This window comes from Paenibacillus sp. FSL M8-0334 (assembly GCF_038000405.1).
Taxonomy (GTDB): domain Bacteria; phylum Bacillota; class Bacilli; order Paenibacillales; family Paenibacillaceae; genus Paenibacillus_AQ; species Paenibacillus_AQ campinasensis.
Genome location: NZ_JBBOCH010000001.1, coordinates 3,089,565 through 3,111,709 on the forward strand (window position 1 = coordinate 3,089,565; position 22,145 = coordinate 3,111,709).

The window sequence follows — 22,145 nt, forward strand, 5'->3', positions numbered from 1 at the left end:
TTTTCATTGACAGAAAAAACATCCCGCCTGCTTTCGCACACAATTTCCCTCGACTTTGGATAAAAAGAGGAAACACTTGTAAAACTGATACTGGCTAACCTTTTGCAGTTGTACATTCATTTTCCATCGGGAGGTTGTGTGACTCATGCACAAAGGACAGGAGAAGAAGCTGGCGATCGTTTGCTTTATAGCCGCGGCGATCATGCTGTACGCAACCGTAAAGGCCTGCTTGCGCATGCTGCATTATTTTGGCTGACGCCACCCGTTTTTCGCATGACATTCGTATCAAAGCTAGAAAGGCTACTGAAGCTATTGAAGCCATCATCGAGGAGTGAACCTGAATGTCGTTTCTGGACCCAGTATTAATGAGCCGGATTTTGTTCGGTTTGACCTTGTTTGTACATATCGTGTTTGCAACCATCGGGGTTGGGATTCCGATCATGCTGGCGCTGGCGGAGTGGAGAGGGATACGGACGGGGGATTTCCATTATACGCTGCTTGCCCGAAGGTGGGCGCGGGGTTATGTCATTACGGTAGCCGTCGGTGTAGTGACAGGCACGGCCATCGGTTTGCAGCTGAGTCTGCTGTGGCCGACATTTATGCGGGTTGCGGGTAAAGCGATCGCGCTGCCGCTGTTTATGGAGACCTTTGCCTTTTTTGTGGAGGCCATATTCCTTGGGATCTACCTGTACACATGGGACCGTTTCAAAAATAAAGCCATGCATCTGCTGCTCCTCATTCCGGTGGCGATCGGCTCCTCGGCATCGGCCTTCTTCATTACGAGCATGAACGCGTTTATGAACCAGCCGCAGGGTTTCGAATTGGTGGACGGGGTATTTACGAATGTGAACCCGTTTGTCGCGATGTTCAATCCGGCCACGCCGACCAAGGTCAGCCATGTGCTGGCTTCCGCCTATACCACAAGCGCGGGGGCGCTGGCCAGCATCGCTGCTTTCAGCCTCCTTCGGGGACGAACCCATGTCTATTTTAGAAAAGCGCTCAAGCTGTCGGTGATCGCCACTTTCGTATTTGCGATCGCCACCGTCACGATTGGAGATTTCTCGGGCAAGTTTCTGGCTAAATATCAGCCGGAGAAGCTGGCGGCCATGGAATGGCACTTCGAGACGATGCGGTACGCGCCGCTTATATATGGCGGGGTGCTCGATGAGGATCACAATGTTCGATTCGGGCTGGAGATTCCATATGCTTTAAGCATTCTAGCCGGCAACAACCCGGCCACCGAGGTCATCGGGCTGAATGATTTTCCGGAAGATGAGCGACCGCCGCTGTCCATCCATTATTACTTTGATCTGAAGGTGACCATCGGGATGCTGATTGTGCTGATTCCGCTGCTTTACATGTTCCGCAAGAAACTTCCTGGCAAAAAGCCTTATCCAAAATGGCTCCTGCTCAGTATATTGGCTTTGGGGCCGCTTACGATGAGCGCCATCTGGCTGGGATGGTTCCTCGCCGAAATCGGCAGACAGCCTTGGATATTGCGGGGATATATGAAGGTGGAGGAAGCGGCTACAACGTCGCCAAGCGTCGGCTGGATGCTGGTGCTGTTCATATTGCTCTATCTGGTGCTTTGCGTCTCGGCCGTGCGGGTGCTGAGCCAGCTGTTCCGCAACCGGAAGGCAGAGGAAGAGATCGAGGCCCAGGGGCTTGAAATTGAAGGAGGCGACGGCCAGTGAGCTACGAAATCGTTGCGATTACCGTCCTGTGGACATTTCTGTTCGGTTATTTGCTGATTGGCTCCATTGATTTCGGCGCCGGCTTCTTCAGCTTTTACAGCGTTCTGACAGGCCATCAGAATAAAATCCACAACATCATCCAGCGCTATCTGTCCCCGGTGTGGGAAGTGACCAACGTGTTTCTGATCTTTTTTGTGGTGGGACTGGTCGGCTTCTTTCCCGACTCGGCCTACTATTATGGCACGGCGCTGCTCGTTCCGGGCAGTCTGGCGCTTGTTCTCCTTGCCATTCGAGGGGCCTATTACGCCTACCACACCTACGGCACCCAGATCGAGAACAACATTGTTCACATGGCGCTCTACGGAGCTACCGGGCTGCTAACTCCGGCGGCACTGTCTACCATTCTCGCCATTTCCGAGGGCGGCATCATTCATGAGCATGACGGCATCGTCACCCTGAATTGGCTCCGTTTTTTTGCGAACCCGTATACCTGGTCCGTCATTTTGTTGGCGCTGGTCAGCGTGCTGTATATTTCAGCGATGTTTCTGACCTATTACGCGAACCGGGCAGGGGACGAAGCGGCCTTCGGCGTCGTGAGGGCTTATGCGCTGGCATGGAGCGGACCGACGATTTTGGCATCGGTGTTTGCCTTTTTTCAACTTAACCATCAGAACCCGGTGCATTTTCAGAACATGGTCGATATCGCTTGGATGTTTATTGCTTCCTTTATTTGCTTCGCCATTGCGGTTTATCTTGTATGGAGGAAAATAAGGCTGGGCCTGGCCTTCATTATGGTTATGCTGCAGTTCGCCTTTGCCTGGTACGGTTACGGGCGCTCGCATCTGCCGTATGTGCTCTACGATTACATCAGCATTCATGAGAGCATTACAAACGATGCGATGGCCATTGCGCTGATCGCTGCATTTGTGCTCGGGTTATGCGTGCTGATTCCGTCGCTTTTGCTGCTGATGAGACTGTTTCTGTTTGATGCCAACTACATTCGCGGTAAATCCGCCAAGAAGGGATGAGGCGCGTGGAAGACTTTCACATCTTTATTTTGCCGCTGGTAACCGTGTGTGCAGCTGTTATATTCATGGCTATATACGCCCTGAAATACAAGGACCCTTCAGATTAGGAACAAGCTGACTTGCCGCCTGTCATAACGAAGAATCATAAATAATGTAAGTTGAGCCGCCAGGGGTAAAAAGGGTAAAATACAGGTAATGGAAGGAGGGGCAGCATGCCAAGAATCCGCTATAACAACATCGACAATGTTAGTACGGATAAAACCCTGAAGCAATTCAGACAGTGGCGGGAAGAACGTCGCCAGAAGAAAAAGGATTACTCCTATGTCATACCGAACATGACGCCTGATCTTCAGTATTTGCACAGCAACCGGCACGAAGCTTCCGTTACCTGGGTCGGACATGCTACATTCTTCATTCAGTATGAAGGGATGAATATCGTTACAGATCCTGTATGGGCGCGAAGAATGGCGTTTACGAAGCGTCTTGGCGAGCCGGGAATTCCGATTCAGGATATTCCGCCGCTGGACATCATTCTGATCTCCCACTCCCATTACGACCATATGCATATCGCTTCGATCCGCAAGCTGTACCGGGAAGGTACCACAATTATCGTGCCGGTAGGATTGAAACGCAAAATGCTGAGCAAAGGCTTTCGGCGCGTAATGGAGCTGCAGTGGTGGGAAACAGCGGAAATTGGCAGTGTCAAAATCTCGTTTGTTCCTACACAGCACTGGACCCGCCGTACACCGTTTGATACGAATACGTCGCATTGGGGCGGATTCGTGCTGGAGCCGATTGCGCAGGATGCCAATTCAGGCGCTTCAAGCCCCGAGAGTGCTTCAGAGGCTGCCGAAGGCGGGGAGAAGCCAGCTGCGGAGCAGCAGACCCGGATTCTGCCTCCGAACATATATTTTGCCGGTGACAGCGGGTATTTCCAGGGCTTTAAGCTGATCGGGGAACGATTCAATATCCACCTTGCCTTAATGCCGATCGGCGCTTATGAGCCGGAATGGTTTATGACATCGCAGCATGTGAATCCGGAGGAAGCGCTGCAGGCTTTTCTTGACGTAGGGGCCGAGACGATGATCCCGATGCATTACGGCACGTTCAAGCTGGCGGACGATACGGCGCAAGAGGCGCTGGAGCGGCTGGAGGCGGAGCGGAAGCGGCTCGGCATTGCAGAGGAACGGGTACGGGTGCTGAAATACGGCGAGACGTTCAAGGTTCAGCCGGAGAGACGCAGTGTGCAATCCTAGACAACGGCTTCCTTCAATATAAAAAAATGGATAACCTTCTGTACCTTATTGGTGGTATGCCGCCTGGTACAGGAGGTTTTATTGTGCTTCCATCCTCGGTGTCGAATCTTACATACTTCGTTCGCGGTGTCACTTATGCTATAATGTGCAAATAAACCAATAGTTTAAAAAGGATGGTAATGCTTAATGATCAGTACAAGCGGCGTAACGCTCCGCTATGGAAAACGAGCACTGTTTGAAGACGTAAATATAAAGTTCACTCCCGGCAACTGCTACGGACTTATCGGAGCCAACGGTGCGGGGAAATCGACTTTTCTGAAGATTCTGTCCGGCGAGATTGAACCGAACCAGGGCGAGGTGCACATGACGCCGGGTGAGCGAATGGCTGTTCTGAAGCAGAACCATTATGAATATGACGATTATCCGGTTCTGGAGACGGTAATTATGGGTCATGCGCGTCTCTATGAGATCATGAAAGAGAAGGATGCGCTGTACGCGAAGCCGGACTTCTCCGAGGAAGACGGCATGCGTGCCGGTGAGCTGGAGGGCGAGTTCGCGGAGCTGAACGGATGGGAAGCCGAGTCGGACGCATCCGCACTCCTGATTGGTCTCGGCATTCCGCGCGAGCTGCACGACAAGAAGATGGCAGAGCTGAGCGGCAACGAGAAGGTGCGGGTGCTCCTGGCCCAGGCGCTCTTCGGGCGTCCGCATAACCTGCTCCTTGACGAGCCGACCAACCACCTGGATCTGGAATCGATTCAGTGGCTGGAGAACTTCCTCATGGATTATGAAGGCACCGTTATTGTGGTATCTCACGATCGGCACTTCCTGAACAAGGTATGTACCCATATCGCAGATATCGATTTCGGCAAAATCCAGCTGTACGTCGGCAACTACGACTTCTGGTACGAGTCCAGCCAGCTGGCGCTTCAGCTCCAGCGGGAATCGAACAAGAAGAAGGAAGAGAAGATCAAGGAACTGCAGGCGTTTATCCAACGCTTCTCGGCGAATGCTTCGAAATCGAAGCAAGCGACTTCCCGGAAGAAGCAGCTGGACAAAATTACGCTGGAGGACATTCGCCCTTCAAACCGTAAATACCCGTTCCTTAACTTTAAGCCGGAGCGTGAGGCAGGCAAGCAGCTGCTGACCGTGGACAGCATCACCAAAACGATCGAAGGCGAGAAGGTTCTTAATAATGTCAGCTTCGTTGTGAACAAAGGCGATAAGATCGCATTTGTCGGTCCGAACGGCATTCCGAAGACGACGCTGTTCCAGATTGTGATGGGCGAGAGTGAAGCGGACGCCGGTGAATACAGCTGGGGTGTCACAACAACGCAGGCATATTTCCCGAAGGATAACTCCGCATACTTTGACGGGGTTGACCTGAACCTGGTGGAATGGCTTCGCCAGTACTCCCATGATCAGGATGAGACATTCCTGCGCGGGTTCCTCGGTCGGATGCTCTTCTCCGGTGAGGAAGCCTTGAAGAAGGCAAGCGTTCTGTCCGGGGGCGAGAAGGTGCGCTGCATGCTGGCCAAGATGATGCTGAACGGTGCCAACGTGCTTATCTTTGACGAGCCGACCAACCACTTGGATCTCGAATCCATTACGGCGCTGAATAACGGTCTGATCGACTTTGACGGCACGATTCTGTTCACGTCCCATGACCATCAGTTCATTCAAACGATTGCCAACCGCATCATCGAGATTACGCCTAACGGTGTGATCGACCGCGTGATGAGCTATGACGAGTATCTCGAAAGCGAAGAGATCAAGGCGCTGCGCGCAAGCATGTATCCGGTGGAGGCTTAATCTGCCGAACCCGGTTCTCCGAGATATGAAAGGCCTGCAAGAGTATGAATCTTGCAGGCCTTTTGTGTGTCTTTCTAAGTACTGTGGAAGAGGAAGGGACGCGGTATACGGTATTAAAAAGGCCGAAGAATCAGCATACGCCTGTCTTCGACCTTCTCGTCCGGCTCATCTGCCTTGGCAGCAGGGGATACCGGGGGTGCGGCTTGTCTTGCTGCCTCGTGAGAACGAAGCTGCAAGAGCATCACATGTGGCTTACGATCCGCCAGTGCGCCGCCGCTGGTTGTTCGGTTTTTTGTTGTTTTGGCTTTTCATTTTCGAGGATGATCCGGGCTGGAAATGCCCGGGCTTTTGGGATGCGCTCTGCTGCTTTTTCTGCTCAAGCTTTTGGCGGATCGCATCAGCCAGGTTAATTTTACGGGAATGCTCATTTTCAGTCATGACAGCATCCTCCTTATGTAGGATTGTCCTCATTTTATTCCTTTTTAAAAATGCATACAAGGGTAACAATAATTTATATTAAATATTACGCCGCGACGAATCTTTGTCGCAAGCAAGCGTGCGTGTGTTTGTCAGCCGTATGAAGAGCTTCGGCTGGAATAATCGTGAGGCTGCAGTTTCTTGTTCTCGCACATCGAATGGGCAAAGGAGATCATAGGGTGAACGCATATGACAACATAAAAAAAGGGGAGCGAGGGGCTTGGGTCAGCATTGCTGCCTACCTGGTTCTGTCCGTTTCCAAGCTCGTCAGCGGGTACATGTTCGCCTCAAGCGCACTTCTGGCTGACGGGTTTAATAACTTGACTGACATCGTGGCGTCAGCCGCCGTGCTGATTGGACTGCGCATCTCCCAGAAGCCGCCGGACTCCGATCATGCTTATGGCCATATGAGAGCAGAGACGGTTGCGGCATTAATCGCTTCGTTCATCATGGCGGTGGTGGGCATTCAGGTGCTGGTGGAGGGCTTCCGGTCCTTCTTTACCGGAGGCAAGGGCACGCCGGATCTGATGTCAGCTGCTGTAGCTGCAGTGTGTGCGCTGGCCATGCTCGGCGTATATCGCTACAACCGCAATCTCGCACGCCAAATTGATAGTCAGGCATTGATGGCTGCTGCGAAGGACAATCTGTCGGATGCGCTGGTCAGTGTGGGCGCAGCGGTAGGCATCATCGGCTCCCAGTTCGGATACCCATGGCTGGATACGCTCGCTGCGATTGCCGTCGGGATCATTATTTGCAGAACAGCATGGGAAATATTCAAGGACAGCACACATAGCCTGACTGACGGATTTGATGAGAACCGGTTGTCTGACCTGAAAGAGAGCATTGCCCGCACACCGGGCGTAGAAGGCATTAAAGATGTGAAAGCCAGAATTCACGGCAATCATGTATTGGTTGATGTCGTTATTGAGGTTGATCCGGAGCTGAGTGTGCGCGAAGGCCATCATATCAGTGACCTGATCGAGGAGAAGATGGAGAAGCTGCATAACATTATGAGCGTCCACATCCATGTGGAGCCAAGGGCGGACCACCCGAAATTGGGGGCGGACCAAGCCGATCGTTCCCCATCTTGATAACGCTCTGAACAGGGGGGCCACGAGCGCATGACAAACATCCCGGACTCCAGTTGATGGAATCCGGGATGTACTATATTCATGAAGATTAAGTTTGATCCACGAAGAGCCAGGCCTTGCCAAGCCAAGTGTAGATTTCTACCCATTCACCGCCAGCTACCGTGATGCGCTCTCCTGTCGTTTTCACCTTTTGCGGGGCCAGGGCACCGATTTTTACTCCGTTAGGCGTATTGTAGAAATACGCAACTTCCGTCAAAATAACATCCTCGGATGGGAACAACACAACCAGTTCCGGCTTGATGATCGGTTCGCTCTGGATTGGCTCATATGTAGCCTCCGTAACGGTGCCCGTAACCGGGTCTGCGCTTGCAACAGCAGTCATCGACAAGGCCAGCGTCAAAGCGGTGGTGATGGCTAGAGTGTTCTTTTTGTTCATGGTACATCCTCCTTGTAAGCGTTGTAGTATTCTGATCAGTATCGTAATACCACAAAATGGATGACATGAACCAAGGGAGCAGGGAAGAGTGATCTGAAAATGTGACAAGCTTCCTCATTTCATATATACTTTGGGAGGAAAACCATAGAGAGAGGTTGTCCTACAACGGTATCTTTTGTGGAGGGGAAATCAATGAGTCGTCCGAGGAAAAGACGAGGTGGAATCTGGCTGACATTGCTGATTCTGATCATCGCCATATTGGGGGCAGGAGTGTGGTTTATCTCTCCGACGCAGAAGCTGGATCTCGGATACCGCGCTGTCGATTTTAAACCGAAGCTGCTGCAAATGGTAGAGACGCGAGAGGCACAAATGATCTTGACGCCCGAAGAGGTAGGGAACCTATCGAAGAAAAATTTGATTCAGTATTTGAGAGAACATGACCTGGGCGTAGAAATCACCGGCGCTGCATTCAGAATGGATGGAGATACGATGCTGGCCGATATCAATGGCCGCTGGGGGCTGCTTCCGTTCGGGGCTCTGCTGCAGTTTCATATGACGGCTGACGGGAGCTTTATTTATCTCAAGCATGAGGCTACAACGATTCGGGGGGTCGATGTCCCAACGTCGTGGTTCCATCTTTCTGACATTCAAGTATCGCTGAAAGAACATTTGCCGGATCTTGTTACTGTAAGGGACGTTGAATTTTTGCAGGATGGCATGAAGCTGTCCTTTAAGCTGGACTGGACATCATTGCCTTTATTATTAAAATAACGGAAGTACACACACGCAACAACGAAGGATTAGATCATGAAGCAGACTCGGGAAGGGCAACCGGACCGGGTCTTTTTTTATTCCATCAATTTTCAGAAAACAATATGAAAATTATAATTATGTAAACATTGACATGGATCGATAGCAGGATTATAATCAATTTTGTTTAGTAATAAATGCTTTAGTTCTAAACTATTTAAAAAGGAGTCACCATAACTTTATGAATAGCGAGGCTGGGGCAGGAAAAGGGGCGTAATCTTACAATGTCCATCCAGAACGACATCCTGGAAGTGGAGATGCTATTTAAGAAGATGCTGCGCACCGTCCAGAGCGAATGGCAGAAGGAGGGCTTCCCGAAGCTGGGAAGAAGTCAATTTACCACGCTTGAGAAGCTGAATGAACTTGGGGCGATGCGGCTGTCTGACGTGGCGGATACGATCCATGTCACGGGCGGCGCGGTCACCGGCATATCCGATAAGCTGATCGAAGGGGGATATGCTCGCCGGGTTCGTGATTCCCAGGATCGGAGAGTTGTGTATCTGGAAATTACGGATCAAGGGCGTGAGTTGATCCGGCAGCTGGATAAGAAGCGCGCCGAGCTTTCGGAACTGCTGTACGGTTTTTTGACGGAGGAGGAGATTCGGCAGCTGCGGATCATATACCGCAAGATTATCGAGAACATTGAAACGATTCACGGTCAAGTCGGCTCCGATGACTGAGTTTTTTTGGGAACAAGATTTTACTGAATTTATGGCTGATATGAGCAGAAGTTATTCAACATCATTTCGTGAAGGAAAGAGAGTGATATTTACATGAGCACCCCTATTGCGGCTCACAAGGGTGAGAACATCAAGAAAGGGCCGATCATCGCGGCATTGATGATCGGTGCTTTCGTAGCGATACTGAACCAGACCCTAATGAACGTCGCTTTGCCGAGCATTATGACCAGTCTGGATATTAAACCGACCATTGCCCAGTGGCTGACCACGGGCTTCATGCTGGTGAACGGGGTTCTGATTCCGGTCACGGCGTTTTTGATCGCCCGTTTTTCAACGCGGCAGCTTTTTATTACGGCGATGAGCGTGTTTTCACTTGGAACGCTCATATGCGCGATCAGCCCGAACTTCGGCTTTCTGCTGACAGGTCGCCTTGTCCAGGCAGCGGGAGCAGGGATTATTATGCCGCTGATGACCGTCGTATTTCTGAATATATTCCCTGTTGAGAACCGCGGCAAGGCGATGGGAATGATGGGGATCGCCATGATTTTTGCCCCGGCCATCGGCCCGACGTTATCGGGATATATCGTTGAGCACTCCACATGGCGAGTATTGTTTTACATGATTTTGCCGTTTTCGATCATCGCAACTTTGATCGGTGTGTTCTTCCTGAAGAACGTGACCGAAGTAAGCCGGCCGAAGCTCGACACACTCAGCATCATTTTGTCGACGATCGGCTTTGGCGGCTTGCTGTACGGCTTCAGTGACGCTGGCAACAACGGATGGTCCAGCACAACCGTCATTGCAACGCTGACTGCGGGTGTGATCGGGCTGGTCCTGTTTGTATGGCGCCAGATGACGGTCAAGGTACCGATGCTGGAATTCCGAATATTCAAGTACAACATGTTTACATTAACGACCTTGATCAACGTCATTGTTACCATGGCGATGTTCGCAGGCATGATCCTGCTCCCGATATATCTTCAGCAAATCCGGGGCTTCACACCAGTGGAATCCGGCCTGTTGATGCTTCCAGGAGCGATTCTAATGGGCATTATGTCCCCGATTACAGGGGCGATTTTCGACAAGGTTGGCGCCAAGTGGCTGGCGGTTGCAGGCTTGCTGATTACGGCGATTACGACCTGGGAGTTCAGTAATTTGACCGAAACGCTGTCGTATGGGCATATTATGATGATCTATACCGCGCGGATGTTCGGGATGTCACTGCTGATGATGCCGATCCAGACCGCCGGTTTGAACGCATTGCCACAGAGCATGAACGCCCATGGCACGGCAATGTCCAACACGCTGCGCATGGTTTCCGGTTCGATCGGAACCGCGATTCTGGTAACGATTATGGCTACCCAGGCGGAAAGCCGCGGGGCAGCGATGGTTCAGTCCGGACAATTTAATCCGCAGAATCAGGCCGATATGCTCCAGGTTGCCCATGAATCGACCATTTACGGCATTAACTATGCGTTTGTCATTGCGACATGGATCACCGTTGTTTCCTTGCTGCTGGCATTCTTTATTAAGAAGACTACGCCGGCCGAGGAGCCGAGAACCGCGGGCAACACGGAGGCGCCAGCAGCTGTGTAATTACCGCCTGAAATACGAAGTGATCCGAAGAAGGGAATTCCCCCGCAAGCTGCGGGTGGAGCTCCCTTCTTTTTGTTGTGCCGCTGATTCGGGCTTCTCCCCAAAGGGTAACTATGGGGTATCCGATGACAACATTACTGAAAGTGAGGTTGGATAGAATGCTAACCCAAATCAGCGTAGCCGTCATTGCTGTCGCTTTTGCGGTGCTCGTTTTTTTCCTGATTAGAACACTTAAAGCAGCAACCCAGTCACTCGACAAAGTAACGCAGACGCTCCAGGATGTTCAGAAGACGGTGGACGAATTAAGTTATGAGGTGAAACAGACGATTCGGAATACCAATGATATTGCAGTGGATATTCAACATAAAATGCAGCAGATTAATCCGGTTATGGATACCGTGAAAAACTTGGGCGAGGCATTGAGCGAGGTCAGCTATGCAGTGAAGCAGGTATCTGCTGGCATGGTCAGCCGATTCAAGCACAAGCCTGCCGAGCCTCAGCAGGAAGCGGTCAGGGAGCGCTCGCTGCCTGAGCCTGGAACGAAGCAGGATCGCACCATTCAATCCTACGAATCGGTGTATGAAGCGTCTCGGGAAACGACCAAGGGCCGCAATTGGCTAAGCTATGTCGATATGGCTGTCGGACTGTGGAACAGCTTCCGCCGCCAGAGAGCCAGATAAGAAGATGTACACGTACGGAGAAAGAACAACAAGCCAGCTTGTGCGTTAGCACCGGACACACGGATTCGGACAGGAAGGAGGAGGGAGTATGCGGACGATCGTACTGCTGCTCATGACGATGCTGCTGTCAACAGGAGGAGAGGCTGACGCGCCGGTCGTCAGTTCGGCGGGCATACCAGATAACGATGCCGCTTATACCGCCAGCCCATTCAGACTCCTTAATGATCGCGAAGTGGTACAGGATGAGCCCATGTCCTTGAACGGAGTGGACCTAAACGACACCAAGACTGAAATTGTGCACAAACTGGGTGCTCCTGCGGCGATAAAGGATGACCCGATCCAGCATGTTACCGTATTGCATTATGATCATATGGAAATCGGAATCGATCATGACCGAACGGAATATGTACATGTCAAGCCTTCAGCGGGAGAGTTTCAGTTGAATGGGCAGCCTGTTCCGATGACAATCCGTGATATTCATGCTTTTCTCGGGCAGCCCGACCATGCAGCCGAGGACGGGGATGTGTACGTTCGGGGAAACGAAGCACTGAAGGTATTTATGAATCGGGATAGCGGTCATATTACAGGAATCGATTTATTTTTCTCACATATAGAATAAAAAAAGTGTTTCAGACCGACTGAAAGTGGTTAATATCTAATGGACCTATATCCTGTAGGTGATTATGGAGCGCTATTAGGGGAGGTTTTCGACATATGTCATCCACCAATACGAAATCATATGCTAAAGTTGTAGAGAACGGCACCCTCGCCGCTCAGGAAATAGAGAATCTGCATCAATCCGGCTACACGACAGATCAAATCTATGTGCTTGCACATGATTCCGACAAAACAAGTAAAATCGCCGAGGTGGCCGGAAGCCGCGAGGTTGGAATGAAAGAGGAAGGGCTGTTTGGCTCGTTTGCGAACCTGTTTCGTTCCAGAGGCGATGAGCTGCGCGCCAAGATCGAATCGCTGGGCTTCACCGCAGCGGAGGCCGCTTTCTATGAAAAGCAGCTGGATATTGGCAAAGTACTTGTTATTGCAGTGAAGAATGATGAATGAATTCGATACTGCCCCATACTCGAACAAATGCCGGTGTCGTGCCATGGGCAGAAGATATAATCTAAGACATAGATAAGGAATGGGACCCTGATCTGTCCCATTCCTTATCTATGTTTTTAACATGTAGTGGGTTTAGTGGGTTATACCCTTGCTTGATTGATTTCATAGATTCCTGAAATTGCACAACCGATCCCATAATTCGGTTGTAGTATAATGAAATTCATAATGACACTTACGGGGAATCAGTCATCGTTAAAGGAGCGGAACATGAAAATATTAATCGTAGACGACAATCCGACTAACGTTATTATCATACGCGAAATTTTGAAAAAGGAAGGCTTCCGGGATACGCTGGCTGCTTCCTCCGCCCTTGATATGCTGGAGCATCTGGGGATCGGCGATCATACGGACGCGCTTCGTCCGGGCAGAGTCGGGATCGATCTGATTTTGCTGGATATGATGATGCCGGAGATGGACGGGATCGAGGCTTGCCGGATCGTCCAGCAGTATGAGCATTTGAAGGATATTCCGATCATTATGGTGACGGCTGTTGGCGATTCCAAGAAGCTGGCTGAAGCGCTGGATGCCGGGGCAATGGACTATGTTACGAAACCGATCAACAAGGTGGAGCTCATGGCCAGAATCCGTCTGGCGCTGCGGTTGAAGCATGAGAAAGATTGGCACAAGGAGCGGGAGCAGCGGGTTCAGGATGAGCTGAGGCTGGCGGCGATGGTGCAAAACGCGGTGCTCAGTTCCCCGATTGTGAACGATCAGGTCGAAATTCATGCCCTGTATCAGCCGTCAGCGGAGCTGGCAGGGGACTTGTACGCCTGGTATCCGATCAGTGAAGACAGGTATGGTGTCATCTTGCTGGATATGATGGGACACGGCATATCCTCATCCCTGTTTTGCATGTTTATCGCCTCGGTATTGAAGGACACCGTAACGACCTACGTGGAACCGGAGAAGGTGATCCAGGAATTGAATCGGCGGTTTAATCAGCTGCATATTGAGGAGCAGCTCATTCAGTATTATTTTACCGCCATCTATTTAGTAGTAGATACTCGATTGAAACGGGTCGATTATGTCAATGCGGGTCATCCGCCGGCGCTGTTTTTCCAGGAGGATGGCAGTGTAGTAACACTCGATCAGGGCTGCTGCCCTGTCGGCTTGTTTGACCGGATTGAGGAGATGGAGCCGCGGAGCTTCCATTATGAAGGCCAGGGGCATTTGGTGATGTATACGGATGGCTTGCTGGAGCTGGTCGACGGCGGACACGATGAGAAGCTAAGCTTCCTCCAGGAGCGGCTTGGCGGTTCCCATGACTGGAGAGAAGAGGAGATGAGGGCACAATTTTTTGTAGACCACTTGTCCGAGGAGCGGGAAGATGATAAATGTCTTGTATGGGTATGTCTTAAATAAAGGAGAGGGACAAGCGTCATGAAATTAAGAAGCAAGCTAGTCATCGGCTTTTCCACCTTGCTTGGTCTCATGCTCGTTCTGACTATGGTCGGCTACGACAGATTAAGCTACATGCGAGATCAGATGGATACGATATACGGAGAGCGTTATCAGAAAGTAAGGGATTCGAGCCAAATGCGGGGCGAAGTGAACAACATGGCCCGCGCGCTCACCAATCTGATTGCGACAGGAACGGTCGACAATTTCGAGGCGAGCAGACATGAGATCCAAAGTATGACCGACCGGGCTTTTGAGCTGTATGGGACACTTCATCAGAGCGTCACAAGTGCGGAGGAACAGCAGTTTTTGGCCCGAATTGATGATGCCGTCGGAAGCTATGTGGACTATCAGAATCACATATTGGAACTGATGGAGGCTGGCGATATCCAGGAAGCCAACCGGATTCGCATCACCAGCGGGCAGGCGGTTCAGGAGGAAATGCTGAGCAGTCTGAACGCGCTGGCGGATTACGAGGATCAGAAAATTGCCGAGGATATTGAGTTGGCCCAGTCCGCTTATGAGCGTTCGATCCAAATGAGCATTTACTTAATGAGCGGCGGTCTTCTGCTCGGATTCCTGGTCATTCTGTGGATCGTGCCAAGCATTACACGCGGCATTAACGTGGTATCTCTGATGCTGAAAAGCTTCGGTGAGGGCAGGCTGAAGGCGATCAGCCGGATCAAGGTGCCGTCGAAGGATGAATTTGGCGAGGTTGCGCGCGTGTTCAAGGAATTGTCTGCGGACATTCTGGAGAAACAGAAGGTGGAGGAAACCTATCTCCAAGCGCAAAAAGATCAGTCGTGGATCAATTCCAACATGGCCCGGATTACCGAGCTGCTTGAAGGGATTAATTCGCTTGAAGAAGTTGGCCAGCGCTTCATCAGTGAGTTCACGCCGGTGCTGGGCTGCCGATACGGGGCTATCTATATCCGGCAGGAGGACAAGCATCCGAACAAGCTTGAAATGAAAGGCTCGTATGCGCATGAGGGCGGCGAGGAGCCGAAGGATGTGTTTATGATTGGCGAAGGGCTTGTCGGACAAGCTGCGCTGGACAAAAAGCCGATCAAGCTGGAACGTGCGCCGGAAGACTATATGAACATCCACTCGGCATGGGGATCATCCAAGCCGGGCATGATTGTGATTTATCCGATTCTGTTTGAGAACGAAGTGCTGGGCGTTGTGGAATTTGCTTCCTTTGAGCCGATTTCCCCGCTTCAGGAGCAGCTGCTGCAGCAACTGACGCAATCGCTGGGCATTATCGTTAACAATATTACAGGGCGTCTGCGCGTCGAAGGATTGCTGCGGGAATCCCAGGCGCTGACGGAAGAGCTGCAGTGTCAATCCGAAGAGCTGCAGACCCAGCAAGAAGAGCTTCGTCGCTCCAACGAAAATCTGGAGGAGCAGACTGCAGCACTCAAGCGTTCCGAGGAATTGCTGCAGCGTCAGCAGGAGGAACTGGAGCATTACAATACCGAGCTGCAGGCCAAGACCCGCGCGCTGGAAGAACAGGTGCAGGAGGTTGAAGAGAAGAACGAGGAGCTTGAACGTACTCGTCATCAATTGGAACAACAGGCACTTCAGCTGTCGATGACCACCAAGTATAAATCCGAGTTTATGGCCAATATGTCGCATGAGCTTCGGACTCCGCTCAACAGCTTGCTGATTTTGTCTCAGCTGTTGTCGGAGAATAAGGAAGGTAATCTGAGTCAGAAGCAGATTGAATATGCACAGACGATCCATACGTCGGGCGCGGATCTGCTGAAGATGATTGATGAGATTCTGGACCTGTCCAAAGTGGATGCCGGCAAGATGGAGATCAATCATGAGGAAGTTCATATCCGGGATATTGAAGGGTTTGTATTCCAGAACTTTGCGCCGATCGCTTCCCGGAAGCAGCTGGAGCTCCATGTCCGCATCGAGGACCGTGTTCCGGAAAGCATTGTAACCGACGGGCACCGGATCAAGCAGATTTTGCGGAACCTGCTGTCCAATGCCTTCAAGTTCACGAACAGCGGCTCTGTGGAACTGGCGGTCAAATCGGCCAATCCGGCAGCACTGCCTTCATTCCTCAAGCGGGATACCGATTATATCGCCTTCTCGGTAATCGATACAGGCATCGGCATTCCTGCCGACAAGACCGAGCTGATCTTCGAGGCCTTCCAGCAGGTGGATGGGACGACGAGCCGCAAGTACGGCGGAACCGGGCTTGGCCTGTCGATCAGCCGTGAGCTGTCCCGTCTGCTCGGAGGCGGCATTCAGGTGGAGACAGAAGAAGGGAAGGGCAGCAGCTTTACGCTGTTCCTGCCAGCGCTCACCGCCGTTCCGGAACCAAGCGCGGCTCAGGAAGCCGCTGCAACAACTGAGGAGTCAGCCAGAGCGGAGCTTATTGTGCCGAAGGCTAGATTGATCTCCCCAAGAGTGCTGGCTAAGCCGGAGGAGCATCCGATTGAACTTGAAGATGACCGCAATGATCTTGGACCGACAGACAAGGTGCTTCTGATCATTGAGGATGATGTTAAATTCGCCAGCATATTGCTGGACATGGCCAGAGGCCGCGGCTTCAAGGCATTGGTTGCCCTGCAGGGCGATACCGGCCTGAAGATGGCGCAGACGTACAAGCCGGATGCCATCATTCTGGACATTCAGCTTCCGGTCATTGATGGCTGGTCGGTGCTCGGCGAACTGAAGAGCTCTGCAATCACACGGCACATCCCGGTTCATGTCATTTCGGTTGTAGATGAAGTGAAGCAGGGATTAATGATGGGTGCGATCGCTTATTTGAAGAAGCCATCGTCGCGTGAGGCGCTGGAGAATGCCTTCAACCATATCGCCTCCTATACTGAAAAATCGGTGAAGCATCTGCTGATAGTGGAGGATGACGATATTCAGCGTCATTCCATTATTGAATTGATCGGTCACGACGATGTTTCCATTACGGCTGTATCGACCGGCAGAGAGGCGTTGATCGAGCTTCGCAAACAACGATATGATTGTATGGTTCTTGATTTAATGCTGACCGACATGACCGGCTTCGATCTGCTTGACCAGATCCGGGATGATGAGAACTTGGTGGACCTGCCAATCATTATTTATACCGGCAAGGAGCTTGATTCGAAGGAAGAGACGCGTCTTAGAAAATACGCGGAATCGATCATCATCAAAGACGTGAAATCGCCTGAACGGCTGCTGGACGAGACTACGCTGTTCCTGCACCGGGTAGAGGAGAATCTGCCGGAAGACAAGCGGAAGATACTGCAGAAGCTTCATAACAAGGAAGAGCTGTTCGACGGTAAGAAGATCCTGCTGGTCGATGACGATATAAGGAATGTATTCGCACTATCCAGCGTGCTGGAAGGGTACAATATGGATGTCACGTTTGCAGAGAATGGCCGCGAGGCGATCGAAATGCTCCAGAAGAATCCGGATTACGATCTGGTGCTGATGGATATGATGATGCCGGAAATGGACGGTTATGAAGCCATGCGCCGGATTCGCGAGATGCCGGAGTTTGAGAAGCTGCCGATTATCGCGTTGACGGCCAAGGCGATGAAGGAAGACCGGGTGAAATGTATTGAAGCGGGCGCTTCCGATTACATGAAGAAGCCGATCCAGACCGAGCAACTGCTGTCACTTATGAGAGTATGGCTGTATTCGTAGCTCTTGCATCTGGGTAATATAATATATCTAGTCATCAAATATTCAGGAAAGCGGTGCAAGAACAATGTCATCAAGTGGCCGAGCAGATGAGAAAGAGTGGGAAGGCAGCCATGGGGAAGAGCTGGAGCAAATTGAAATTGAGCTGCTTCTGGAAGGTGTCCATCGCTTCTACGGATACGACTTCCGCAATTACGCGCTCCCTTCACTGAGGCGGAGAATATGGCATCATGCCCATGCGGAGGGTGTGCAGACGATCTCGGCGCTGCTGGAAAAAGTGCTCCATGATCGCGCATGCTTCGAGCGGCTCATCTACAATCTGTCGATTCCGATTACGGAAATGTTCCGGGATCCCCAGCTGTTCCTAACGTTCAGACAGAAGGTTGTCCCGATGCTCCGGACGTATCCCTACATCCGTATTTGGCACGCCGGCTGCTCGACAGGTGAAGAAGTGTACTCGATGGCGATTCTGCTGCATGAGGAAGGCCTCTATGAGAAGTCGAGAATTTATGCCACCGATATGAACGCCCGTTCCCTGCAGCAGGCCAAGGAAGGCGTGTTCGACATCAAGCGGATGAAGCAATACACCAAGAATTATTTGGAAGCCGGAGGCACCCGCTCATTCTCCGAATACTATACAGCTAAGTATAACTCTGTTATTTTTCAGCCTTTTCTGAAAAAGAATATGGTTTTTGCGGAACACAACCTGGCGACAGACGGTTCTTTTAATGAATTTAACGTGATCTTTTGCCGGAATGTAATGATTTATTTTAATGATGAGCTTCGTGATCACGTACATGGACTATTTCATGAAAGTCTGAGCCACTTCGGTATTTTGGTTCTCGGCTCGAAAGAGTCAATTCACTTTACCAGTTACAGTGATTCATACGAGACACTGGATCGGGCCGAGAAAATATACCGGAAGATCAAATAGGATTTTACAGGAGGATTCCATGGGGGTTCACGAACCGATTCATATCTTGTTGGTAGATGATCGTCCTGAAAATCTGCTGGCGCTGGAAGCAGTCCTGGACAGCAAGGATTATACGTTGGTCAAGGCTACCTCGGGGGAGGAAGCGCTGCGGTACATTTTGAAATATGACTTCGCAGTCATTGTACTGGATGTGCAGATGCCTGGCATGGACGGAATTGAAACCGCAAGGCTGATTAAGGCAAGGGATAAAACCAAGGATATTCCGATCATCTTCATCTCCGCCAACAGCAAGGAGGCGGAGCACTTATTTGCGGGATATTCAGCAGGTGCGATCGATTATATGGTCAAGCCTTTTATTCCACAGATCCTGAAATCGAAGATTGAAGGATTTGTAGCGATGTATCAGACGAATAAAAGACTGAAGACACAGTCGATGCTCCTTCAGCAAAAAACACTGGAGCTTGAACGCATTAACCAAGAGCTGGTTCAGGCCAAGGAAGCGGCCGAGATTGCCGCCAAGGCCAAGACCGAATTCCTGGCCATGATGAGTCATGAGATCCGAACGCCCATGAATGGGGTCATCGGCATGATTGATCTGTTGATGGAGAGTGACCTGGAGGAGGAGCAGCGGGAATATGCCCGCATCATTCGGGGCAGCGCGGATGCACTGGTCAACATTATTAACGATATCCTCGATTTCTCCAAGATGGAGTCTGGCAAGATGGAGCTGGAAGAGTATCCGTTCGAACTGATGCCTTGTATCCAGGAGGTCTTCGGCTTGTTTTCGGCTGAAGCTTCCAAGAAACAGCTGGAGTTTTCCTACTTTATCGAGGAGCAAATTCCAAGCATGCTGTACGGCGATATGGGCCGGCTGCGCCAGGTATTGATGAATCTTGTATCCAATGCGGTCAAATTTACGAACAAGGGCGGCGTTTATTTGCTCGTCTCGCTTACAGACAGCGAAGAGGAAAAGCTTAAGCTCAAGTTTACAGTTAAGGATACAGGAATTGGCATATCGCCGGATAAGCTAGATCGACTGTTTAAACCGTTCTCCCAGCTGGATTCCTCCATGACACGGAAGTATGGAGGAACTGGACTGGGTCTTGCCATTTGTAAATCCTTGGTGCAGATGATGGGCGGAGAGATCAGTGTGGAATCGTTGGAGGAGCAGGGAGCGACCTTCGTCTTTACGATTCAGGTTCAGGCTTATGCCGAGGAGGGCATTCATCCGCAGGAGGATCGGCAGCTTGAGAAATTCAGCGTCCATAGCGCTGAGACTCCAAGCATTCTCGTGGTCGATGACCATCCGGTGAATCAGAAGCTGATGGTCAGCATGATGGACAGGCTGGGACTCGGGGCGGATGTTGCCCAGGATGGCCAGGAAGCGGTGGACCTCGTTTCGGGCTCGAAACGCTACGACATTATTTTTATGGACCTGCAAATGCCAGTCATGGATGGGCTGGAAGCGACACGCTCCATTCGCAAATTGCCGGAGCTGAGGGATCATCCTCCCGTGATCATCGCCATGACAGCCAATGTGATGGAAGGGATACAGAAGCGCTGTCTGGATGCGGGAATGAACGACTATATAAGCAAGCCGGTCAATATTGGCGGTGTCCGTCATATGCTGGCCCGTTACGGTTATCCCAAGCTTCGGGAGTGGCAGGAGGATGCCCCTGCGATCAGGATAAACCATGGTTGAGAATTGCCAATAATTGATAGTGGCTGATTCGTTGCTAAGTTGTTTCAATCTGCCCCATAACGGGTTAATTTGTAGGGAAAACAAATTTCGGGAGAGAGTATCTATGAATACAAAAACCAACGATAAATTCAATGCCACAACGAAGATGAGCGAAGGTGGATGCACAGTATATTTGAGCGGCGAACTGGATTTGTCCGTTGCTCCTGATTTTCGCCTGGTGATGGAGCCTTTGGTCGGCAATTCGGAAATTGATCTGATCGTCAACATGAAGGAATTGACATACATTGACAGTACAGGAATTGGTATTCTTCTGTCGATCTTGAAAGCCAGACATGGGATGAAGGCAAATTTTGCTGTGGAAGAGGTTCCTGCGCAAATTCAAAAGCTGTTTGATATGACGGGTATTGCGAAGTTCTTTCAAGCACAGAAGAATTCCCAATAGGAAAGGATCGAAAAGAATGAATTCAGAAGTACAAAGAGTTACGCTTAGTTTGCCTGCCAGTGCCGAATATGTAGATATTGTGAGGTTGAATTTATACGGGATTGCCTCGAAGATGGGTTTCTCGTATGAAGAGATTGAGGATATGAAGGTGGCGGTGTCGGAAGCCTGTAACAACTCGGTGCTATATGCATACGGACAGAAAGGCGGAATGGTCGAGGTTGTGTTTGAAGTAGCCGGTGAGTCATTGTCCATTACGGTCAGAGACGAAGGGGAGAGTTTCGACGGTGTGGGAACGGCCGGAAACCGAACGCTCCATGATAAAGATCTCAATGAGGTGCAAGTTGGAGGCCTGGGCTTTTATTTGATGGAGGCTCTCATGGATGAGGTCAACGTGACCAATGTGACTGGAAAGGGAACCGTGGTCACGCTCATCAAGCGACTTGCAAGAAGCGAGGAGCATGTATGAATGATAAAGTGACTCCCCCAGAGTCCAGAGATGAAGCGGTTAGTCTGATACGTCAGTATCAGGAAACGAAAGACAATGAGATTGCTACCGTTCTCATCCAGAAATATGAGCCTATGGTCAAGATGGCTGCGGGCAAAATTGCCCGAAACCGTCCGGATCTATATGAGGATCTTTATCAAGTGGGGCAAATGGCATTGATTCGTTTGCTTCAGCAATACGACATCAGCTTGGGTATTCCGTTTGAACCGTATGCGATGAAAAGCATGATCGGCCATATGAAAAATTTTCTCCGCGACAAGTCCTGGTACATTCAAGTGCCAAGACGGATTAAAGAGAAGGGTGCGCTAGTACAGCAAGCGATTGACGAACTAATGGTCAAGCTTGAACGGTCCCCGGATGTTAAGGAAATCGCGGATTATTTGGATTTGTCCGTGGAGGAGACAGTTGAAGTGCTGGCCGGACGCGAGTGCTACCATTATGTCTCCCTGGATTCACCGCTGTCTCAGGAAGAGACCGGGGCCACGCTGGGTGAACTGATCAGCTCGGATGTGGACGATTTTGATTCTGTCGAAAAGAGAATGGACCTCCAGCAGGCGATGAGCCAGTTGAAGGAACAGGAGCAGAAAGTGCTGTTGCTCGCATTCCAGGAAGGACAGTCCCAACGCGCCATCGCCCAAAAGCTCGGCGTATCACAGATGAGCGTGTCCCGTATTCAGAAACGGGCAACCGAGAAACTAAAACAGATTATGTCGAACTCATTGTATTAATCAGGAACGGACAAGCTTTCTTGCTAGGAGATCATGAGGTACATATGCACGCTATTCCGATAATAAGGGATTGGCGTGCTTTTTTTGAAGGCAAATC

Annotated in this window: 20 protein-coding genes; 18 read left to right on the forward strand and 2 right to left on the reverse strand. The window is 50.8% G+C overall.

Translation table 11 applies throughout. The features are described 5' to 3' along the window. Window positions 1-341: 341 nt before the first annotated feature. From MKX64_RS13540 to MKX64_RS13555, 4 genes are all read left to right on the forward strand, one after another. Window positions 342-1,694, forward strand: a complete 1,353-nt coding sequence (locus MKX64_RS13540) for a cytochrome ubiquinol oxidase subunit I (protein ID WP_095266576.1) — start codon at window positions 342-344, stop codon at window positions 1,692-1,694. Continuing rightward, entirely contained in the window at window positions 1,691-2,722 is a 1,032-nt protein-coding gene (locus tag MKX64_RS13545; RefSeq protein ID WP_095266577.1) for a cytochrome d ubiquinol oxidase subunit II, read from the forward strand. The genes MKX64_RS13540 and MKX64_RS13545 overlap by 4 nt, the downstream gene beginning before the upstream one ends. Window positions 2,723-2,934: 212 nt before the next feature. Further along, window positions 2,935-3,978 carry an MBL fold metallo-hydrolase gene (locus MKX64_RS13550; protein WP_095266578.1) on the forward strand — a complete coding sequence of 348 codons (1,044 nt, stop codon included), beginning with the start codon at window positions 2,935-2,937 and terminating at the stop codon, window positions 3,976-3,978. A gap of 186 nt (window positions 3,979-4,164) precedes the next feature. After that, window positions 4,165-5,790, forward strand: a complete 1,626-nt coding sequence (locus MKX64_RS13555) for an ABC-F family ATP-binding cassette domain-containing protein (protein ID WP_095266579.1) — start codon at window positions 4,165-4,167, stop codon at window positions 5,788-5,790. Between the two features lie 252 nt (window positions 5,791-6,042). On the opposite strand, the gene MKX64_RS13560 is transcribed toward MKX64_RS13555, so the two are convergent. After that, the gene (locus tag MKX64_RS13560; protein WP_095266580.1) at window positions 6,043-6,228 is read right to left on the reverse strand and encodes a hypothetical protein; all 186 of its coding nucleotides are present in this window, start codon (window positions 6,226-6,228) and stop codon (window positions 6,043-6,045) included. 218 nt (window positions 6,229-6,446) lie between these two features. On the opposite strand from MKX64_RS13560, the gene MKX64_RS13565 reads away from it, so the two are divergent. After that, on the forward strand, window positions 6,447-7,358 hold the full coding sequence (locus MKX64_RS13565) for a cation diffusion facilitator family transporter (RefSeq protein WP_176475596.1): 912 nt from the start codon (window positions 6,447-6,449) through the stop codon (window positions 7,356-7,358). 88 nt (window positions 7,359-7,446) lie between these two features. Here the strand turns inward: MKX64_RS13565 and MKX64_RS13570 are convergent, their stop codons facing one another. After that, complete coding sequence (locus tag MKX64_RS13570; RefSeq protein ID WP_095266582.1) at window positions 7,447-7,794, reverse strand: hypothetical protein; 348 nt, start codon at window positions 7,792-7,794, stop codon at window positions 7,447-7,449. Between the two features lie 192 nt (window positions 7,795-7,986). Here MKX64_RS13570 and MKX64_RS13575 point away from each other — a divergent pair, with 192 nt between their 5' ends. The 13 genes from MKX64_RS13575 (at window position 7,987) to MKX64_RS13635 (ending at window position 22,048) form a co-directional block, all read left to right on the forward strand. Continuing rightward, the gene (locus tag MKX64_RS13575) at window positions 7,987-8,565 is read left to right on the forward strand and encodes a hypothetical protein (protein WP_095266583.1); all 579 of its coding nucleotides are present in this window, start codon (window positions 7,987-7,989) and stop codon (window positions 8,563-8,565) included. A gap of 263 nt (window positions 8,566-8,828) precedes the next feature. Continuing rightward, window positions 8,829-9,284 carry a MarR family winged helix-turn-helix transcriptional regulator gene (locus MKX64_RS13580; protein WP_095266584.1) on the forward strand — a complete coding sequence of 152 codons (456 nt, stop codon included), beginning with the start codon at window positions 8,829-8,831 and terminating at the stop codon, window positions 9,282-9,284. 93 nt (window positions 9,285-9,377) lie between these two features. Then, a complete protein-coding gene (locus MKX64_RS13585) occupies window positions 9,378-10,880 on the forward strand; it encodes a DHA2 family efflux MFS transporter permease subunit (protein WP_095266585.1) in 1,503 nt (500 codons plus the stop codon). Window positions 10,881-11,038: 158 nt separating this feature from the next. Continuing rightward, on the forward strand, window positions 11,039-11,560 hold the full coding sequence (locus tag MKX64_RS13590) for a DUF948 domain-containing protein (protein ID WP_095266586.1): 522 nt from the start codon (window positions 11,039-11,041) through the stop codon (window positions 11,558-11,560). An 88-nt stretch (window positions 11,561-11,648) separates the two neighbouring features. Continuing rightward, window positions 11,649-12,179, forward strand: coding sequence for a hypothetical protein (locus MKX64_RS13595; RefSeq protein WP_095266587.1), 531 nt, complete (start codon window positions 11,649-11,651; stop codon window positions 12,177-12,179). A 95-nt stretch (window positions 12,180-12,274) separates the two neighbouring features. After that, complete coding sequence (locus MKX64_RS13600) at window positions 12,275-12,622, forward strand: general stress protein (protein ID WP_095266588.1); 348 nt, start codon at window positions 12,275-12,277, stop codon at window positions 12,620-12,622. 267 nt (window positions 12,623-12,889) lie between these two features. Next, the gene (locus MKX64_RS13605) at window positions 12,890-14,044 is read left to right on the forward strand and encodes a PP2C family protein-serine/threonine phosphatase (protein WP_095266589.1); all 1,155 of its coding nucleotides are present in this window, start codon (window positions 12,890-12,892) and stop codon (window positions 14,042-14,044) included. 18 nt (window positions 14,045-14,062) lie between these two features. Then, a complete protein-coding gene (locus MKX64_RS13610) occupies window positions 14,063-17,740 on the forward strand; it encodes a response regulator (protein WP_341036134.1) in 3,678 nt (1,225 codons plus the stop codon). 64 nt (window positions 17,741-17,804) lie between these two features. After that, the gene (locus tag MKX64_RS13615; protein WP_095266591.1) at window positions 17,805-18,671 is read left to right on the forward strand and encodes a CheR family methyltransferase; all 867 of its coding nucleotides are present in this window, start codon (window positions 17,805-17,807) and stop codon (window positions 18,669-18,671) included. 19 nt (window positions 18,672-18,690) lie between these two features. After that, on the forward strand, window positions 18,691-20,373 hold the full coding sequence (locus tag MKX64_RS13620; protein WP_341036136.1) for a response regulator: 1,683 nt from the start codon (window positions 18,691-18,693) through the stop codon (window positions 20,371-20,373). Window positions 20,374-20,476: 103 nt separating this feature from the next. Beyond that, window positions 20,477-20,815: an STAS domain-containing protein gene (locus MKX64_RS13625; protein ID WP_155618240.1), complete on the forward strand. Its 339-nt coding sequence runs from the start codon at window positions 20,477-20,479 to the stop codon at window positions 20,813-20,815. 16 nt (window positions 20,816-20,831) lie between these two features. Continuing rightward, a complete protein-coding gene (rsbW, locus tag MKX64_RS13630; RefSeq protein ID WP_095266594.1) occupies window positions 20,832-21,281 on the forward strand; it encodes an anti-sigma B factor RsbW in 450 nt (149 codons plus the stop codon). Next, window positions 21,278-22,048 carry a sigma-70 family RNA polymerase sigma factor gene (locus tag MKX64_RS13635; RefSeq protein ID WP_095266595.1) on the forward strand — a complete coding sequence of 257 codons (771 nt, stop codon included), beginning with the start codon at window positions 21,278-21,280 and terminating at the stop codon, window positions 22,046-22,048. The genes rsbW and MKX64_RS13635 overlap by 4 nt, the downstream gene beginning before the upstream one ends. The last annotated feature ends 97 nt before the right edge of the window (window positions 22,049-22,145 follow it).

Excerpts from the sequence above, each read along its gene's own strand:
- MKX64_RS13540 (WP_095266576.1), top strand. The coding sequence starts at position 342 with ATGTCGTTTCTGGACCCAGTATTAATGAGCCGGATTTTGTTCGGTTTG.
- MKX64_RS13550 (WP_095266578.1), top strand. The coding sequence starts at position 2,935 with ATGCCAAGAATCCGCTATAACAACATCGACAATGTTAGTACGGATAAA.
- MKX64_RS13555 (WP_095266579.1), top strand. The coding sequence starts at position 4,165 with ATGATCAGTACAAGCGGCGTAACGCTCCGCTATGGAAAACGAGCACTG.
- MKX64_RS13560 (WP_095266580.1), bottom strand. The coding sequence starts at position 6,228 with ATGACTGAAAATGAGCATTCCCGTAAAATTAACCTGGCTGATGCGATC.
- MKX64_RS13570 (WP_095266582.1), bottom strand. The coding sequence starts at position 7,794 with ATGAACAAAAAGAACACTCTAGCCATCACCACCGCTTTGACGCTGGCC.
- MKX64_RS13575 (WP_095266583.1), top strand. The coding sequence starts at position 7,987 with ATGAGTCGTCCGAGGAAAAGACGAGGTGGAATCTGGCTGACATTGCTG.
- MKX64_RS13580 (WP_095266584.1), top strand. The coding sequence starts at position 8,829 with ATGTCCATCCAGAACGACATCCTGGAAGTGGAGATGCTATTTAAGAAG.
- MKX64_RS13585 (WP_095266585.1), top strand. The coding sequence starts at position 9,378 with ATGAGCACCCCTATTGCGGCTCACAAGGGTGAGAACATCAAGAAAGGG.
- MKX64_RS13590 (WP_095266586.1), top strand. The coding sequence starts at position 11,039 with ATGCTAACCCAAATCAGCGTAGCCGTCATTGCTGTCGCTTTTGCGGTG.
- MKX64_RS13595 (WP_095266587.1), top strand. The coding sequence starts at position 11,649 with ATGCGGACGATCGTACTGCTGCTCATGACGATGCTGCTGTCAACAGGA.
- MKX64_RS13600 (WP_095266588.1), top strand. The coding sequence starts at position 12,275 with ATGTCATCCACCAATACGAAATCATATGCTAAAGTTGTAGAGAACGGC.
- MKX64_RS13605 (WP_095266589.1), top strand. The coding sequence starts at position 12,890 with ATGAAAATATTAATCGTAGACGACAATCCGACTAACGTTATTATCATA.
- MKX64_RS13610 (WP_341036134.1), top strand. The coding sequence starts at position 14,063 with ATGAAATTAAGAAGCAAGCTAGTCATCGGCTTTTCCACCTTGCTTGGT.
- MKX64_RS13615 (WP_095266591.1), top strand. The coding sequence starts at position 17,805 with ATGTCATCAAGTGGCCGAGCAGATGAGAAAGAGTGGGAAGGCAGCCAT.
- MKX64_RS13620 (WP_341036136.1), top strand. The coding sequence starts at position 18,691 with ATGGGGGTTCACGAACCGATTCATATCTTGTTGGTAGATGATCGTCCT.
- MKX64_RS13625 (WP_155618240.1), top strand. The coding sequence starts at position 20,477 with ATGAATACAAAAACCAACGATAAATTCAATGCCACAACGAAGATGAGC.
- rsbW (WP_095266594.1), top strand. The coding sequence starts at position 20,832 with ATGAATTCAGAAGTACAAAGAGTTACGCTTAGTTTGCCTGCCAGTGCC.
- MKX64_RS13635 (WP_095266595.1), top strand. The coding sequence starts at position 21,278 with ATGAATGATAAAGTGACTCCCCCAGAGTCCAGAGATGAAGCGGTTAGT.